General features: G+C 65.2%; 14 protein-coding genes. 7 read left to right on the top strand and 7 right to left on the bottom strand.

Annotated features, from left to right (window positions below; genetic code table 11):
* Positions 1–2: 2 nt before the first annotated feature.
* The 6 genes from flgG to JWV26_RS11245 form a co-directional block, all read right to left on the bottom strand.
* Entirely contained in the window at positions 3–788 is a 786-nt protein-coding gene (gene flgG / locus JWV26_RS11270) for a flagellar basal-body rod protein FlgG (protein ID WP_072423629.1), read from the bottom strand.
* 78 nt (positions 789–866) lie between these two features.
* Entirely contained in the window at positions 867–1,598 is a 732-nt protein-coding gene (locus JWV26_RS11265) for a flagellar basal body rod protein FlgF (RefSeq protein WP_072423630.1), read from the bottom strand.
* A 9-nt stretch (positions 1,599–1,607) separates the two neighbouring features.
* A complete protein-coding gene (gene flgE / locus JWV26_RS11260; protein ID WP_079784970.1) occupies positions 1,608–2,795 on the bottom strand; it encodes a flagellar hook protein FlgE in 1,188 nt (395 codons plus the stop codon).
* 36 nt (positions 2,796–2,831) lie between these two features.
* On the bottom strand, positions 2,832–3,509 hold the full coding sequence (gene flgD / locus JWV26_RS11255) for a flagellar hook assembly protein FlgD (RefSeq protein WP_074915359.1): 678 nt from the start codon (positions 3,507–3,509) through the stop codon (positions 2,832–2,834).
* Complete coding sequence (gene flgC / locus JWV26_RS11250; protein WP_017676466.1) at positions 3,509–3,937, bottom strand: flagellar basal body rod protein FlgC; 429 nt, start codon at positions 3,935–3,937, stop codon at positions 3,509–3,511. The genes flgD and flgC overlap by 1 nt, the downstream gene beginning before the upstream one ends.
* Before the next feature lie 2 nt (positions 3,938–3,939).
* Positions 3,940–4,293 carry a flagellar basal body protein gene (locus tag JWV26_RS11245; protein ID WP_072423633.1) on the bottom strand — a complete coding sequence of 118 codons (354 nt, stop codon included), beginning with the start codon at positions 4,291–4,293 and terminating at the stop codon, positions 3,940–3,942.
* 192 nt (positions 4,294–4,485) lie between these two features.
* Between JWV26_RS11245 and flgA the strand changes: the two genes are divergently transcribed.
* Complete coding sequence (flgA, locus tag JWV26_RS11240; RefSeq protein WP_206419074.1) at positions 4,486–5,190, top strand: flagellar basal body P-ring formation chaperone FlgA; 705 nt, start codon at positions 4,486–4,488, stop codon at positions 5,188–5,190.
* Between the two features lie 128 nt (positions 5,191–5,318).
* Here the strand turns inward: flgA and glcC are convergent, their stop codons facing one another.
* Positions 5,319–6,092 (bottom strand): transcriptional regulator GlcC, encoded by a 774-nt coding sequence (gene glcC, locus JWV26_RS11235; protein WP_206419073.1) that lies wholly within the window; start codon positions 6,090–6,092, stop codon positions 5,319–5,321.
* A gap of 238 nt (positions 6,093–6,330) precedes the next feature.
* Here glcC and glcD point away from each other — a divergent pair, with 238 nt between their 5' ends.
* The 6 genes from glcD to JWV26_RS11205 all read left to right on the top strand — a co-directional run bounded on the left by glcD (position 6,331) and on the right by JWV26_RS11205 (position 14,912).
* On the top strand, positions 6,331–7,830 hold the full coding sequence (glcD, locus tag JWV26_RS11230) for a glycolate oxidase subunit GlcD (protein WP_206419072.1): 1,500 nt from the start codon (positions 6,331–6,333) through the stop codon (positions 7,828–7,830).
* Complete coding sequence (glcE, locus tag JWV26_RS11225; protein ID WP_206419071.1) at positions 7,830–8,885, top strand: glycolate oxidase subunit GlcE; 1,056 nt, start codon at positions 7,830–7,832, stop codon at positions 8,883–8,885. Before glcD ends, glcE begins: the two co-directional genes overlap by 1 nt.
* Before the next feature lie 3 nt (positions 8,886–8,888).
* Complete coding sequence (glcF, locus tag JWV26_RS11220) at positions 8,889–10,106, top strand: glycolate oxidase subunit GlcF (RefSeq protein ID WP_206419070.1); 1,218 nt, start codon at positions 8,889–8,891, stop codon at positions 10,104–10,106.
* 74 nt (positions 10,107–10,180) lie between these two features.
* Positions 10,181–10,579: a heme-binding protein gene (locus JWV26_RS11215; RefSeq protein ID WP_206419069.1), complete on the top strand. Its 399-nt coding sequence runs from the start codon at positions 10,181–10,183 to the stop codon at positions 10,577–10,579.
* A gap of 202 nt (positions 10,580–10,781) precedes the next feature.
* Positions 10,782–12,959, top strand: coding sequence for a malate synthase G (locus JWV26_RS11210; RefSeq protein WP_206419068.1), 2,178 nt, complete (start codon positions 10,782–10,784; stop codon positions 12,957–12,959).
* 252 nt (positions 12,960–13,211) lie between these two features.
* Positions 13,212–14,912: an L-lactate permease gene (locus JWV26_RS11205; protein WP_074915369.1), complete on the top strand. Its 1,701-nt coding sequence runs from the start codon at positions 13,212–13,214 to the stop codon at positions 14,910–14,912.
* Positions 14,913–14,990: the final 78 nt, after the last annotated feature.

Here is a 14,990-nt window from a genome sequence, read left to right as displayed (position 1 = left end):
AATCACACGGTCTGGTTGAGGAACTGCTGCATGCCCGACGCGGCGTCGAGCACCTTGGCGTTGGCCTCGTAGGCGCGCTGGATGGAGATCATCGCCACCATCGCCTCGACCACCTGCACGTTGGAGCCTTCCAGCACGCCCTGCTTGAGGTTGCCCAGGCCTTCTTCGCCGGGCACGCCCTCGACCGGCTCGCCGCTGGCCACGGTTTCGCGGTAGAGGTTGCCGCCGAGCGCTTCGAGGCCACTCGGATTGGTGAAGCTGACCAGGGTGATCTGGCCCAGCTCCGAAGGCAGGGTATCGCCGGCCAGCACGGCGGTGACGATGCCGTCGCTGCCCACGGTGAAGCGGCTGCTACCGGCCGGCACTTCGATGGCCGGCGTCAGGGGCAGACCCTGGGAGTTGACGATCATGCCTTCGGCATTGAGCTGCAGCTGGCCGTTCTCGGTGTAGTAGATGTCGCCGTTGGGCGCTTCCACCTGGAAGAAGCCGGCGCCGATGATGGCCAGGTCCATCGGCTGGCCGGTGGTCTGGATGCTGCCTTCGGTGAACACCTTCTGCGTGCCGGCCACGCGCACACCGCTGCCGAGCTGGATGCCCGACGGCACGGTATTGACCTCATCGGCCTGCGCACCCGGCTGCAATTCGATGGCGTAAAACAGGTCCTCGAACACCACGCGGTCGCTCTTGAAGCCGTTGGTGTTGACGTTGGCCAGGTTGTTGGCCACGGCGCTCATGGCCTTGTCCTGGGCGGCCAGGCCGGTCTTGCTGACCCAAAGTGCGGAACTCATGTGCGTTACCTCGTTTGTCTGTAGCCCGGATGCAATCCGGGGAAATCGTTCCCGGATTGCATCCGGGCTACCTAATCGTCAACTGCCGCGAATCATCCGGTTGCCGGCTTCGGACAGGTCCTCGGCGGCCTTCATCATCTTTACCTGGGTCTCGAACAGGCGGTTCAGGCTCATGGTCGCCACCAGTTGATCGATTGCACCGACGTTGCTCGCCTCCAGGTAACCGGAGACCAGTACCGGCGCTTCCATGTCTTCGGCCGGCTGACCGTCAGTGCGCGCCAGCAGACCGCTGGCATCCTTGGTCAGGTCGGCGGCATCGACATCCACCACGCGGATGCGATCGACCTCGGCGGTGACGAAATCGCCACGCGGGATCACCGACACGGTGCCGTCGCGACCGATGTGCAGGCTGTCGTACTCGGGCAGCACGATGGGGCCACCCTCGCCCATCACGGCGCGGCCGTTCAGGGTCAGGCGCAGGTCGGCATCGACCTGCAGCGCGCCGTTGCGCGTGTAGCGCTCGGCGCCGCCATCACCTTCGACGGTGAACAGGCCGCGGCCCTGGATCGCCACGTCGAGATCACGGCCGGTGGCCATCAGCGCGCCGGGTGCCAGGTTGACGCCATTGTTCTTCACCCGCGCCAGGTGCCGGCTGTCGTAGCCATAACCTTCCACGGTGACGGCTTGGGCTTGCTCCAGGTCGGCACGAAAGCCGGGAGTGTTGACGTTGGCCAGGTTGTTGGCACGCACCGTGAGCGAGCTCATGGTGCGGCTGGCGGCGGTCATTGCGGTGTAACCGAGACGGTCCATGGGTCAGCCTCAGATCGCGCCGAACAGCACTTGGGTAAGTTCCTTGTTGGTGGTCAGCACCTTGGTGTTGGCCTGGTAGTTGCGCTGGCCCTCCATCAGGCCGACCAGTTGCTGGGTCAGGTCGACGTTGGAGTTCTCCAACGAACCGGCCACCAGCGCGCCGAAGGGGCCGACACCGGGCACGCCGATCAGCGCCGCGCCGGATTCGGCGGTTTCCACCCAGGCGGTCCCGCTGATGTTCTTCAGGCCACCGGCATTGGCGAAGGTGGCCAGCGCCACCTGGCCCTGCAGCATGCGCTGGCCGTTGCTGTAGTTGGCGTAAACCATGCCGTCCTTCTCCACCGACAGACCGGTCTGCTCGCCCGCCGCATAGCCGCTGGCGCGGTTGGTGGTGACGACGAAGTCGGAGCCGTACTGGCTGGAATTGCTGTAGTCGATGGCGACGGCCATCGGGTCGACGCCCGGCAGGGCGAAGCCGACGTTGACCGGGCCGACCGGCGCGGTGAGCGTGCCGTTGGTGCCGAAGGTCAGTGCCTGCGGGCCGCCGACGGCGGTGTTGCCCTGGTAGTAATAGGCATCCCAGGTGTTGTCGCCAGTCTTCACGAAGTACTGGGTCAGGGTGTGTTCCTTGCCCTGCGAGTCGAACACCTTGGTGGTGTAGGTGGAGTTGTAGGTGTTCACGTCCGCCGGATCGAACGGCGCGGTGGCCGGCACGGTCTGGTTGGAGTCCAGGTTCATGACGAAAGCCAGGGTGTCGGTGGCGCGAGCCGGCAGGTTGGCGTTCTGCAGTTGCAGGTCGCCCATGGCGCCGACCAGCAGGTTGCCGGCGGCGTCCACCGGATAACCCTGCAGGGTCTGCCCGGCGGCGTTGACGATGTTGTTGTTCTTGTCGGCGCCGAACACGCCGGCGCGGGTGTAGCTCAGGTCGCCGTTGGTATCACGGGTGACGAAGAAACCACCGCCGGAGATGGCCAGATCCAGGCTGCGCCCGGTGGTCACCAGGGAGCCGCCCTGGCTGATGCTCTGGGTGGTGGCCAGCACCTCCACGCCCATCGCCTGGCTGTCGGCGTAGATGCTGCCGAACTCGGTGCGCGAGGACTTGAAGCCGGTGGTGCCGGCGTTGGCGATGTTGTGGCTGATGGTGTTGAGCTGTTCGTTGACGGCACTGAGGCCGGTCATGGCGATGTTGAAACTCATGGCGACTGGACCTTTGAATTGAACGAGTAGGAGGGTTCAGAGCAGACCGGCGGTCTGCGTCTGGCCGAATTCGGTGATGTTGTAGAAGGGCACAGCGCCGACGCCGATGACCTCCAGCACGGGGCCCTGGGCGCTGACGCGCACCTGGGTGACGCGGCCGGCCACTTCGACCTTCGGGTACTCGCCGCTGTCGCTCTTGACCTCGACCTTGTAGCTGCCCGGCGCCAGGCCCAGGGCCTTGGGATCGAGCTCGAAGGGCACACGCCCCGGCGCCTGGGAACCGAGGTCGATTTCCTTTTTCACGCCATTGCTGTCGGTGACCACCAGGGCCAGCTTGCCGGCGGCATGCTCCAGGTTGATCTCGCCCTTGACCTTGTCCGCGCCCAGCTCCAGTTGCTCGGTCGCCACCTTCACTTCCTGGCCGACCAGGCCAGCGGCGGTGAGGGTCTGCAGGTTGTCCAGCAGCACCAGGTTGCTCTTGCTCAGCGAGGCCATGTTTTCCAGGCTCTTGACCTGGCTCATGGCGGCGAACTGGTTGAGGAACTCGGTACTGTCCACCGGTTTGGTCGGATCCTGGTTTTGGATCTGCGCGACCATCAGGGTGAGGAAGTTGTTTTCCAGCTGGGTCGCGTCACTGACGTTGACCGACTGCTTCACCGCCTCGTCGATGCTGTAAGCGGGATTGTTCTGGCTGTTGTTGCTGACCGTGGTCATCAGGATTCTCCGAGCTTGAGCAGGCCCTGCTGCATGCTTTTCAGGCGATTGAGCACTTCGACGCTGGTCTCGAAACTGCGGGTGGCCGACATCATGTCGGTCATTTCTTCGATCTGGTCGATGTCGGCGTAGAACACGTAGCCCTGGTCATCGGCCAGGGGATTGTCCGGCTCGTAGCGGCGCACTGGTTCGCGGCCGGCAGTGACCACGTCGAGCACCTGCACATGGGCGCCGCCCATGCCCACGCTGCGGGTCAGCTGGTCGTTGTTGTAGACGGCGGCAAACACCGGCTTGCGCGCCTGGTACACGTCCTCGGCGTTGGCCGCAGCCGAGTCGGCGTTGGCCAGGTTGCTGGCAACGGTGTTGAGGCGCACGGTTTGTGCATTCATCGACGAGCCGGCGATGCGGTAGATGGAGTCGAAAGCCATGATCAGCGCCCCTCGATGGCCTGTTTCAGGCCCCTGAATTTCATGCTGAGAAAGGTCAGGCTGGTCTGGAAGTCCATGCTGTTCTTGGAGAACGCGGCCTGCTCCACACTCAGCTCGACGCTGTTGCCGTCCTGCGACGGCTGGGTCGGTACGCGGTACTTGAGATCGGCGCTGCTGGCGGCGAACGCCTGCTGCGGATCGACTCGCTGCATCTCGCCAGCGAAATCGATATCGCGGGCGAGAAAGCCTGGCGTGTCTTCGTTGGCCAGGTTGGCCGCGAGGATTTCGCTGCGCTGCATGCGCAGTTCGAGCGCTCGCGAATGCACGCCCACCACGTCATCAATCCGTATACTCATTTACCGGTACCCTTAACCCAAGGTTGTGCCCAGGTGCCTTCAGCACAAAGCGTGCCCAACCCAGAAGAGAGCCGTATCACATTGATTTTCAAGGTATTCACAAGATCGAAAGACGACTTCTGCGTCGCCTTCCTTCCGCATCGAAGCGGGGGCGAGAGGAAAAGCGGAAAGGTTTTTTCCGCCTGTGCGTCGATGCTTTTCCTCCTTGCCCTGCTGCCGCTGAGCGCTGCGCGCGGCGAGACCGATGCCGCCAGCCAGATCGATCAGGCCGTGGCGGTACACATGCAGCAGATGCTGGCCGAGGAAGCCAAGCGCCAAGCCTGGCAAGGGCAGCGCCACAGCCTCAATATCACCCTGCTCAATAGCGCCGAACGCCTGCCGGCCTGTGCCCAGGCGCTGAGCGTGACGGTCAGCAGCGACGATCCCTCACCCCTGTCACGTCAACGCCTGGACCTGAGCTGCGCAGATGCGCCCGGCTGGAGCGTCACGGCCCTGGTGCAGGCCAGCGTGTTCCTGCCGGCCGTGCATGCCGCGCGCGTGATCGAACGCGGCCAGACCATCGCCGCCGAACAGCTGCAACTGCAGGAAGTGAACGTCGGCAGGGCCTCACGCGGCTTCTACAACAGCCTCGACGAAGTGGTCGGCCAGGGCGCCAAGCGCCGCGTGCGCGCTGGCCAGTTGATCGCACCGAACCTGCTCGCCGCGCCCCTGCTGATCCGCCGCGGCCAGCAGGTGACCATCATCGCCAGCCAGGACGGCATCTCCGCCTCGGCCACCGGCGAGGCGTTGGCCAATGGTCGCGAGGGTGAGGTGATTCGCGTGCGCAACCTCGGTAGTCAGAAGGTGATCGAGGCGCAGGTGGTGGAAGAAGGCGTGGTGACCAGCACCTTCAGATAACGCCGATGCGTAGGGTGGAAAATCGCGAAGCGTTTTCCACCGCGAGACCCTGTCGCCGGATAGAGAAGGTGGACAAGCTGCGCGTTATCCACCCTACGTGCTATTCGGTGCGTACAGCGCACCCTACGTCAGGTCCACCCTTCCAGGCGCATGGTCGCGCGCACCAGGCGCTGCTCTTCCTGCTCGATCTCCTGCAGGTTGTCGCGGATGCTGTGGATATGGTCACGCGCAGCGCGCTGGGCCTGTTCCGGCAGACGCTCGATCACAGCGTGATACAGCCGTGAATGCTGACGGTCGATCTGCCGTTTCTGCGCCGGGCGGTGATAGAGGTTGTTCACCGAGGCGAACACGGTGCTGAGCATCAGGTCGGTCAGCGACTGCAGGGTGTGCACCAGCACCGGGTTGTGCGAGGCCTCGCAGACGGCCAGGTGAAAGGCATGGTCGAGACGCGCATGTTCACGCGGGTCGACCGGATTTTCCTGTGCATGAGCCGCCAGCATCTCTTCGTAGCGTCGGGTCAGCAGGACGAAATCCGCCTCGGTGCCACGCAGCGCCGCCAGGCGCGCCGACTCGCCTTCGAGCAGGCCGCGCACCTCCAGCAGGTCATACAGGGTGCGCGGCTGCGAGTTGAACAGGTGCATCAACGGGCTGGCGTCGCGCTCGCCGCTGAGCTTGGCCACCCGTGAATCGCGGCCCTGGGCGGTGTCGATGATGCCGCGCCCGCGCAGCACCTTGAGCCCTTCACGCAGCGCCGAACGGGAGATGCCCAGTTTCTCGCACAGGCGCCGCTCCGACGGCAACGGCTGGCCGACCTTGAGTACGCCATCGACGATCAGTCGCTCGATGCGCTCGGCCACCACGTCACTGACCTGCCGCCGTGCGACGCCCTGTTGTCCGTCCATTCGCCACCTCCGCAGCACTGGTCGTACCAATTTTTAAAGGCCACCTTAGATCGCGTGCCTGTCGATAGGCAAGCCGCAGCGCATGAGACCTTAGGCCAATCCATGGCGAAAGCCTGATGAAAGAAACTGGTCCTACCAGCGCTAAAGAGAATGGACGTAAAGAAGCAGGCAGCCTAAACATGCGGCCAAGGTCGCGGCATGACCGCCAATAACAACAACGTCCACGATTGAGCCTGCCATGAGCATTCTGTACGACGAGCGCGTCGACGGCGCGCTACCCGCGGTCGACAAGACCGCCCTGCTGGCCGAGTTGCGCCAGCGCCTGCCCGACCTCGACATCCTGCACACTCAGGAAGACCTCAAGCCCTACGAGTGCGATGGCCTGTCCGCCTATCGCACCACACCCATGTTGGTGGTGCTGCCCGAGCGTATCGAGCAGGTGCAACAGTTGCTCCAGCTCTGCCACGCCCGTGGCGTACCCGTGGTAGCACGCGGCGCCGGCACCGGTTTGTCCGGCGGCGCGCTGCCGCTGGAAAAGGGCATCCTGCTGGTGATGGCGCGCTTCAACCAGATTCTCGAGATCAACCGCGAAGGCCGCTTCGCCCGGGTACAGCCCGGCGTGCGCAACCTGGCGATTTCCCAGGCCGCGGCCCCCTTCGATCTGTATTACGCCCCCGACCCGTCCTCGCAGATCGCCTGCTCCATCGGCGGCAACGTCGCCGAGAACGCCGGCGGCGTGCATTGCCTGAAGTACGGCCTGACCGTGCACAACCTGCTCAAGGTGGACATCCTCACCGTCGAGGGCGAGTTCATGACCCTCGGCAGCGATGCCCTGGACGCACCCGGCTTCGACCTGCTGGCGCTGTTCACCGGTTCCGAAGGCATGCTCGGCATCGTCACCGAGGTGACGGTCAAGCTGCTGCCCAAGCCGCAGGTGGCCAAGGTGCTGCTGGCGGCCTTCGACTCGGTGGAAAAGGCCGGTCGCGCGGTCGGCGACATCATCGCCGCCGGCATCATCCCCGGCGGCCTGGAGATGATGGACAACCTGGCCATTCGCGCCGCCGAAGACTTTATCCATGCCGGCTATCCGGTAGAGGCCGAAGCCATCCTGCTCTGCGAGCTGGACGGCGTGGAAGCCGACGTGGCGGACGATTGCGAGCGCGTGCGTGAGGTGCTGGAAAAGGCCGGCGCCACTGAAGTGCGCCTGGCTCGCGACGAGGCTGAGCGGGTGAAATTCTGGGCCGGGCGCAAGAACGCCTTCCCCGCAGTCGGACGCATCTCGCCGGACTACTACTGCATGGACGGCACCATTCCGCGCCGCGAGCTGCCCGGCGTGCTGCGTGGCATCGCCGAGCTATCCGAAGAGTACGGCCTGCGCGTGGCCAACGTGTTCCATGCCGGCGACGGCAACATGCACCCACTGATCCTCTTCGATGCCAACGTGCCTGGCGAGCTGGAGCGTGCCGAGGCCATCGGCGGCAAGATTCTCGAACTCTGCGTCAAGGTCGGCGGCAGCATCACCGGCGAGCACGGCGTGGGCCGCGAGAAGATCAATCAGATGTGCGCACAGTTCAACAGCGACGAGATCACCCTGTTCCATGCGGTGAAGGCGGCGTTCGACCCCAGCGGCCTGCTCAATCCGGGCAAGAACATCCCCACCCTGCACCGCTGCGCCGAGTTCGGCGCCATGCACGTGCATCACGGCCAACTGCCCTTCCCGGAACTGGAGCGATTCTGATGTCGCATGATTTCGACGCCAGCGCCGCACTGCTGGAACAGGTCAACCACGCGCTGAACAGCGCCACCCCGCTGCGCATCCAGGGCAGCGGCAGCAAGGCCCATCTGGGTCGTGCCACAACCGGCGAAGTGCTGGATACCCGTATGCACCGCGGTATCGTCAGCTATGACCCCACCGAGCTGGTGCTCAGCGCCCGCACCGGCACACCACTCACCGAGATCGAGGCAGTGCTGGAGGCCAACAACCAGATGCTGCCGTGCGAGCCGCCACATCTGGGCGATGGCGCCACCCTGGGCGGCATGGTCGCTGCCGGGCTGTCCGGCCCGCGTCGGCCCTGGGCCGGCTCGGTGCGCGACCAAGTGCTTGGCACTCGCGTGATCACCGGCCAGGGCAAGCTGCTGCGCTTCGGCGGCGAGGTGATGAAGAACGTCGCCGGCTACGACCTGTCGCGCCTGATGGCCGGCAGCTTCGGCTGCCTCGGCCTACTCGCCGAGGTGTCGCTCAAGGTACTGCCCAAACCGCGCCAGGTGCTCAGCCTGCGCCTGGAGGTGGACGCCCTGCATGCCCTGAACAAGCTCGCCGAATGGGGCCAGCAGCCGCTGCCGATCAGCGCCGCCAGCCACGACGGTGCGGCGCTGCACCTGCGCCTGGAGGGTGGCGAAGGTTCGGTTTTGGCCGCGCGCCAACGCCTCGGTGGCGAAGAGATCGACAACGGTTACTGGCAGCAACTGCGCGAACAGCGCCTGCCGTTCTTCAGCGCCAGCGGCACGCTGTGGCGTCTGTCGCTGCCAGCCAACAGTGGTCTGCTCGACCTGCCCGGTCGCCAGATGATCGACTGGGGCGGCGCGCAGCGCTGGCTGAAGACCGACGCCGATAGCGAGCTGATTCAGCGCGTAACGGCCAAGTTAGGCGGCCATGCCACCTGCTTTGCTGCCGGCCAGGCACAACCTTTCCAGCCGCTGGCCGCCCCACTGCTGCGCTACCAGCGCCAGTTGAAGAACCAGCTCGACCCCCAGGGTATTTTCAACCCTGGCCGCATGTACGCCGAGGTATAAGACGTGCAGACCAATTTGAGTGAACAGGCCAAGCGCCTGCCGCGCGCCGAAGAAGCCGAACGCATCCTGCGCTCCTGCGTGCATTGCGGCTTCTGCAACGCCACCTGCCCGACCTATCAGTTGCTCGGCGACGAGCTGGACGGCCCGCGTGGGCGCATCTACCTGATCAAGCAGATGCTCGAAGGCAACGAAGTCACGACCAAGACCCAACAGCACCTGGATCGCTGCCTGACCTGCCGCAACTGCGAAACCACCTGCCCATCCGGCGTGCAGTACCACAACCTGCTGGATATCGGCCGCGAAGTGGTCGAGCAGGCGGTGCCGCGGCCACTGAACGAACGCCTGCTGCGCCAGGGCCTGCGCGCCGTGGTGCCGCATCCGGCGCTGTTCAAGGCGCTGACCCAGACCGGCCTGGCCCTGCGCCCGCTGCTGCCGGCCACGCTCAAGGCCAAGCTGCCGCGCGAGATTCGCCCGGCCAAGCCACGCCCGACGCAGCAGCACACGCGCCGCGTGTTGATGCTCGAAGGCTGCGTGCAACCGGGGCTGTCGCCCAACACCAATGCCACCACCGCGCGCGTGCTGGATCGCCTCGGCATCAGCGTCACGCCGATCCGCGAAGCCGGCTGCTGCGGCGCCGTGGACTATCACCTGAACGCCCAGGAAGCGGGCCTGCAACGCGCCCGGCAGAACATCGACGCCTGGTGGCCGGCCATCGAAGCCGGCATTGAGGCCATCGTGCAGACCGCCAGCGGCTGCGGTGCCTTCGTAAAAGACTACGGCCATCTGCTGGCTGGCGATTCGGCCTATGCGAGCAAGGCGGCACGGGTCAGCGCCCTGGCCAAGGATCTGGTCGAAGTGCTGCAAAACGAGCCGCTGGAGACGCTGCAGGTAAGGGCCGAACAGCGCCTGGCCTTCCATTGCCCCTGCACCTTGCAGCATGCGCAGAAGCTCGGCGGTGCGGTGGAGGGCGTGCTGACGCGCCTCGGTTTCGGCCTGACCGCCGTGCCGGATGGCCACCTGTGCTGCGGCTCGGCCGGCACCTATTCGCTGACCCAGCCAGAGCTCTCGCGGCAGCTGCGCGACAACAAGTTGAACGCCCTGGAAAGCGGCAAACCCGACGCCATCGTCACCGCCAATATCGGCTGCCAGACCCATCTGGACGGCGCCGGGCGCACGCCGGTGCGCCACTGGATCGAGATCATCGAGGAGGCGATGGCGTGAAGCCTGAACCCTCTCCCCCGGCCCCTCTCCCGCAAGCGGGGGAGGGGAAAAAAGCCACGAACACGAGGTATGCCATGCACAGCAAAGCCGTACTCAGCCAGAACGAAGTCAGCCAGATTCTCCAGGCGGCCCGCAGCGAAGCGCAGCAACAGGGCTGGGCTGTGGCCATCGCCGTGGTCGACGACGGCGGTCATCCGCTGGCACTCGAACGCCTCGACGGCTGCGCGCCGATCGGCGCCTACATCGCCACCGAGAAAGCGCGCAGCGCCGCCATCGGTCGTCGCGAAACCAAGGGCTACGAGGACATGGTCAACGGTGGCCGCACAGCCTTTATCAGCGCGCCGCTGATTACTTCGTTGGAGGGTGGCGTGCCGGTGCTGGTGGACGGCCAGGTGGTGGGTGCCGTGGGCGTATCCGGGGTCAAGGCCGAGCAGGATGCGCAGGTGGCCAAGGCGGGGATAGCAGTGCTGTAAGCAGCGCGCATCGTTTTCTCCCCTCTCCCGCTTGCGGGAGAGGGGCTGGGGGAGAGGGCTGGAAGCGACGCGAAACGCCGCTATTCCCCTCTCCGTACGCGGCCCGCCCTAACCCTCCCCCAGTGGGGCGAGGGGACTGATCGAGGCGAGACGAAATTCATAGGCATCCCAGGCAACCGGATGCAGACAGGAGAACAGGAAAATGACCGAACGCGTGCAATGTCAGCGCCTGCAGGTAGCCGCCGAACTCAAGCAGTTCATCGAACGCGAAGTGCTGCCTGGCAGCGGTATCGAGGCCAGCTCCTTCTGGAGCGGTTTCGACGCTCTGGTGCACGACCTGGCGCCGCGCAACCGCGCGCTGCTGGCCGAGCGCGAGCGTCTGCAGAGCGAGCTGGATACCTGGCATCGCGCCAACCCCGGCCCGATCCGCGACATGAACGCTTACCGCGCCTTCCTCGGCGCCATCGGCTATCTGCTGCCGCAGCCGGAGAAGGTCAAGGCGACCACCGCCAACGTCGACAGCGAAATCGCCAGCCAGGCCGGCCCACAACTGGTGGTGCCGGTGATGAATGCACGTTACGCGCTGAACGCCGCCAACGCCCGCTGGGGCTCGCTGTACGACGCCCTGTACGGCACCGATGCGATCAGCGAAGAAGGTGGCGCCAGCAAGGGGCCGGGTTATAACGAAGTACGCGGCGCCAAGGTGATCGCCTTCGCCCGCACCTTCCTCGACCAGGCGGCGCCGCTGGCCAAGGGCTCGCATGCCGATGCCAGCGCCTACACCGTGGTCGCCGGCCAGTTGCAGGTGACCCTCAGCAGCGGTGCACAAACCGCCCTGGCCCAACCGGAGAAATTCGTCGGTTTTCAGGGCGAGGCCGCCACGCCGAGCGCCGTGCTGTTGAAAAACAACGGCCTGCATTTCGAAATCCAGATCGATGCCAGCAGCCCGATCGGCCGCACTGACGCCGCCGGCGTCAAGGACGTACTGATGGAAGCGGCGCTGTCGACCATCATGGACTGCGAGGATTCGGTGGCCGCCGTCGACGCCGCCGACAAGGTGGTGGTCTACCGCAACTGGCTGGGCCTGATGAAAGGCGATCTGGCCGAAGAACTGGACAAGGGTGGCAAGCGCATCACCCGCCGCCTCAACCCGGATCGCGTGTATACCGCCGCCGACGGCAGCGAACTCACTCTGCACGGCCGCTCGCTGCTGTTCGTGCGCAATGTCGGCCACCTGATGAGCAACCCGGCCATCATCGACGGCGAAGGCTTCGAGATTCCCGAGGGCATTCTCGATGCGGTGGTCACCAGCCTGATCGCCCTGCACGACCTCAAGCGTCGCGGCAACTCGCGCACCGGCAGCGTCTATATCGTCAAGCCGAAGATGCACGGCCCGTTCGAAGTGGCCTTCGCCGACGAGCTGTTCGGCCGCGTCGAGCAACTGCTGGGCATGCCGACCAATACCCTGAAGATGGGCATCATGGACGAGGAACGCCGCACCAGCGTCAACCTCAAGGCCTGCATCGAGGCTGCCAGCGAGCGTGTCGCCTTCATCAACACCGGCTTTCTCGACCGCACCGGCGACGAGATGCACACGGCCATGGAAGCCGGCGCCATGCTGCGCAAGGGCGATATGAAATCCAGCGCCTGGATCCAGGCCTACGAACGCAACAACGTGCTGGTCGGCCTGGCCTGCGGCCTGCGTGGCAAGGCGCAGATCGGCAAGGGCATGTGGGCCATGCCGGACCTGATGGCGGCCATGCTCGAGCAGAAGATCGGCCACCCGAAGGCGGGTGCCAACACCGCCTGGGTGCCGTCGCCGACTGCCGCTGTGCTGCACGCCCTGCACTACCACCAGATCGACGTGCAGGCGGTGCAGAGCGAGCTGGAGCTGATCGACCTGGCCAGTCAGCGAAACAACCTGCTGGGCGACCTGCTCAGCGTGCCGGTCAGCGCCGAACGGCCGTGGAGCGCCAGCGACATCCAGCAGGAACTGGACAACAACTGCCAAGGCATCCTCGGTTACGTGGTGCGCTGGGTCGAACAGGGCGTGGGCTGCTCCAAGGTGCCGGACATCCACAACGTCGGCCTGATGGAAGACCGCGCCACATTGAGGATCTCGGCTCAGCATATCGCCAACTGGCTGCACCACGGCGTGGTCAGCGAGACCCAGGTACGCGAGACGCTGCAGCGCATGGCGCAGGTGGTCGACGGGCAGAATGCCGGCGATCCGGCCTACCGCCCGATGGCACCGAACTTCGAGCAATCCCACGCCTTCCGCGCCGCCAGTGATCTGGTGTTCAAGGGCCGCGAGCAGCCGTCCGGCTACACCGAGCCGCTGCTGCATGCCTGGCGTTTGCGCTTCAAGCAGGAGGCCTAAGTAATGTGGGAGGGGCTTTAGCCGCGACAAACCAACTACAAAAAGCTCGCGGCTAAAGCCCCTCCCACTGAGCAGTAACAAGCCCTGACGGTTTCTGACCGTCGGGGTTTTCGAGCATGAGCGCGGCGATGGGGAATCCCTGCCGTCGCGCCTCACGGAAAGGCCGGTGCCGTGGCGCCCGGCCCTTCCAGATGCGTGGCGCCGGGTGTCCCCGGAAAACTGTGGTTCACAAGAAAAAGAAGGAACCAACCCATGAGTCAAACGCTGCTGTCCATCCTGGCCTTCGTGCCACTGGTGCTAGCGGGTGTACTGCTGATCGGCTTTCGCTGGCCGGCCAAGTACGCGATGCCGCTGGTGTTCGTCCTCACCGCCCTGATCGGCCTGCTGGCCTGGGACATGTCCCTCAACCGGGTCATCGCCTCCAGCCTGCAGGGGCTGATTCTTACGGCCTCGATCCTGTGGATCATCTTCGGCGCGATCCTGCTGCTGAACACCCTCAAGCACTCCGGAGGCATCGCGGCGATCCGCCGGGGATTCTCCAATATCAGCCCGGATCGCCGCGTACAGGCGTTGATCGTCGCCTGGTTGTTCGGTTGCTTCATCGAGGGCGCCTCCGGTTTCGGTACCCCGGCTGCCGTGGCCGCACCGCTACTGGTAGCCCTGGGCTTCCCGGCACTGGCCGCGGTGGTACTGGGGATGATGGTGCAGTCCACACCGGTGTCCTTCGGTGCGGTCGGTACGCCGATCCTGGTGGGTGTCGGCGCCGGCCTGGATAGAACCGGCATCACCGAACAACTGGTGGCCACCGGCAGCACCTGGGAAACCTTCTTCCACCTGATCTACTCGCGGGTGGCCATCACCCACGGCCTGATCGGCCTGCTGATGCCGCTGATCATGGTGATGATCATGACGCGCTTCTTCGGCAAGAATCAGAGCTGGAAGGAAGGCCTGGCCATCGCGCCGTTCGCCATCTTCACCGCCTTCGCCTTCTCCCTGCCGTACATGGCCGCCGGCGTGTTCCTCGGCCCGGAATTCCCCTCGATGATCGGCGCCCTGGTTGGCCTGGCCATCGTGGTACCGGCCGCCAAGGCCGGATTCCTGCTGCCGAAGGAAAGCTGGGACTTCGCTGATCCCAAGGACTGGCCGTCCGACTGGATGGGCAAGATCGAGATGAAGCTGGATGAGGTGGCCGGCAAGGCGCCGATCTCGGTGCCCATGGCCTGGGCGCCGTACCTGCTGCTGGCGGTGTTCCTGGTGATCTCGCGTACCTTCCCCGAGGTGAAAGCGGCGCTGATGAGCCTGAGCTTCGGCTGGAAGGACATCCTCGGTGAGACTGGGGTATCCGGCACCATCGAGCCGCTGTATCTGCCAGGCGGCATCCTCTGCATGGTGGTACTGGTGACCTTCTTCCTGCACCGCATGCGCTTACCCGAACTCAAGGCGGCGGTGGGCGAGTCGAGCAAGACCCTGCTCGGCGCCGGCTTCGTGTTGATCTTCACCATTCCCATGGTGCGCATCCTGATCAACTCCGGGGTCAACGGCAGCGACCTGATGTCGATGCCGGTGGCGATGGCGCAACTGGTGGCCGACAGCGTCGGCGGCGTATATCCGTTCTTCGCGCCGGCGGTCGGCGCTCTGGGCGCCTTTATCGCCGGCTCCAACACCGTATCCAACCTGATGCTGTCGCAGTTCCAGCTCAATGCTGCCGAGCTGATCGGCGTATCCGGGGCGATGATGGTGGCAGTGCAGTCGGTCGGTGCCGCGGCAGGCAACATGATCGCCATCCACAACGTGGTGGCAGCCTCGGCGACCGTTGGTCTGCTCGGGCGCGAAGGCATCACCCTGCGCAAGACCATTCTGCCGACGCTCTACTACCTCGCTGCAGCCGGCCTGATCGCGCTGGTGGCGATGTACGGCATGGCGCTGACCGATCCGCTGATGACCAGTCGCTGACCTCTGACAGGTCGTGCGCTGCGCGACCCGACTTTGGTTGGTCCCTGGCTGGCGGCGATTGCCGCCGGCCGGCTTGGC

The organism is Ectopseudomonas toyotomiensis (assembly GCF_017167985.1).
GTDB lineage: Bacteria > Pseudomonadota > Gammaproteobacteria > Pseudomonadales > Pseudomonadaceae > Aquipseudomonas > Aquipseudomonas toyotomiensis.
This window is presented reverse-complemented; position numbering and strand designations above follow the sequence as displayed.

Excerpts from the sequence above, each read along its gene's own strand:
- flgG (WP_072423629.1), bottom strand. The coding sequence starts at position 788 with ATGAGTTCCGCACTTTGGGTCAGCAAGACCGGCCTGGCCGCCCAGGAC.
- JWV26_RS11265 (WP_072423630.1), bottom strand. The coding sequence starts at position 1,598 with ATGGACCGTCTCGGTTACACCGCAATGACCGCCGCCAGCCGCACCATG.
- flgE (WP_079784970.1), bottom strand. The coding sequence starts at position 2,795 with ATGAGTTTCAACATCGCCATGACCGGCCTCAGTGCCGTCAACGAACAG.
- flgD (WP_074915359.1), bottom strand. The coding sequence starts at position 3,509 with ATGACCACGGTCAGCAACAACAGCCAGAACAATCCCGCTTACAGCATC.
- flgC (WP_017676466.1), bottom strand. The coding sequence starts at position 3,937 with ATGGCTTTCGACTCCATCTACCGCATCGCCGGCTCGTCGATGAATGCA.
- JWV26_RS11245 (WP_072423633.1), bottom strand. The coding sequence starts at position 4,293 with ATGAGTATACGGATTGATGACGTGGTGGGCGTGCATTCGCGAGCGCTC.
- flgA (WP_206419074.1), top strand. The coding sequence starts at position 4,486 with ATGCTTTTCCTCCTTGCCCTGCTGCCGCTGAGCGCTGCGCGCGGCGAG.
- glcC (WP_206419073.1), bottom strand. The coding sequence starts at position 6,092 with ATGGACGGACAACAGGGCGTCGCACGGCGGCAGGTCAGTGACGTGGTG.
- glcD (WP_206419072.1), top strand. The coding sequence starts at position 6,331 with ATGAGCATTCTGTACGACGAGCGCGTCGACGGCGCGCTACCCGCGGTC.
- glcE (WP_206419071.1), top strand. The coding sequence starts at position 7,830 with ATGTCGCATGATTTCGACGCCAGCGCCGCACTGCTGGAACAGGTCAAC.
- JWV26_RS11215 (WP_206419069.1), top strand. The coding sequence starts at position 10,181 with ATGCACAGCAAAGCCGTACTCAGCCAGAACGAAGTCAGCCAGATTCTC.
- JWV26_RS11210 (WP_206419068.1), top strand. The coding sequence starts at position 10,782 with ATGACCGAACGCGTGCAATGTCAGCGCCTGCAGGTAGCCGCCGAACTC.
- JWV26_RS11205 (WP_074915369.1), top strand. The coding sequence starts at position 13,212 with ATGAGTCAAACGCTGCTGTCCATCCTGGCCTTCGTGCCACTGGTGCTA.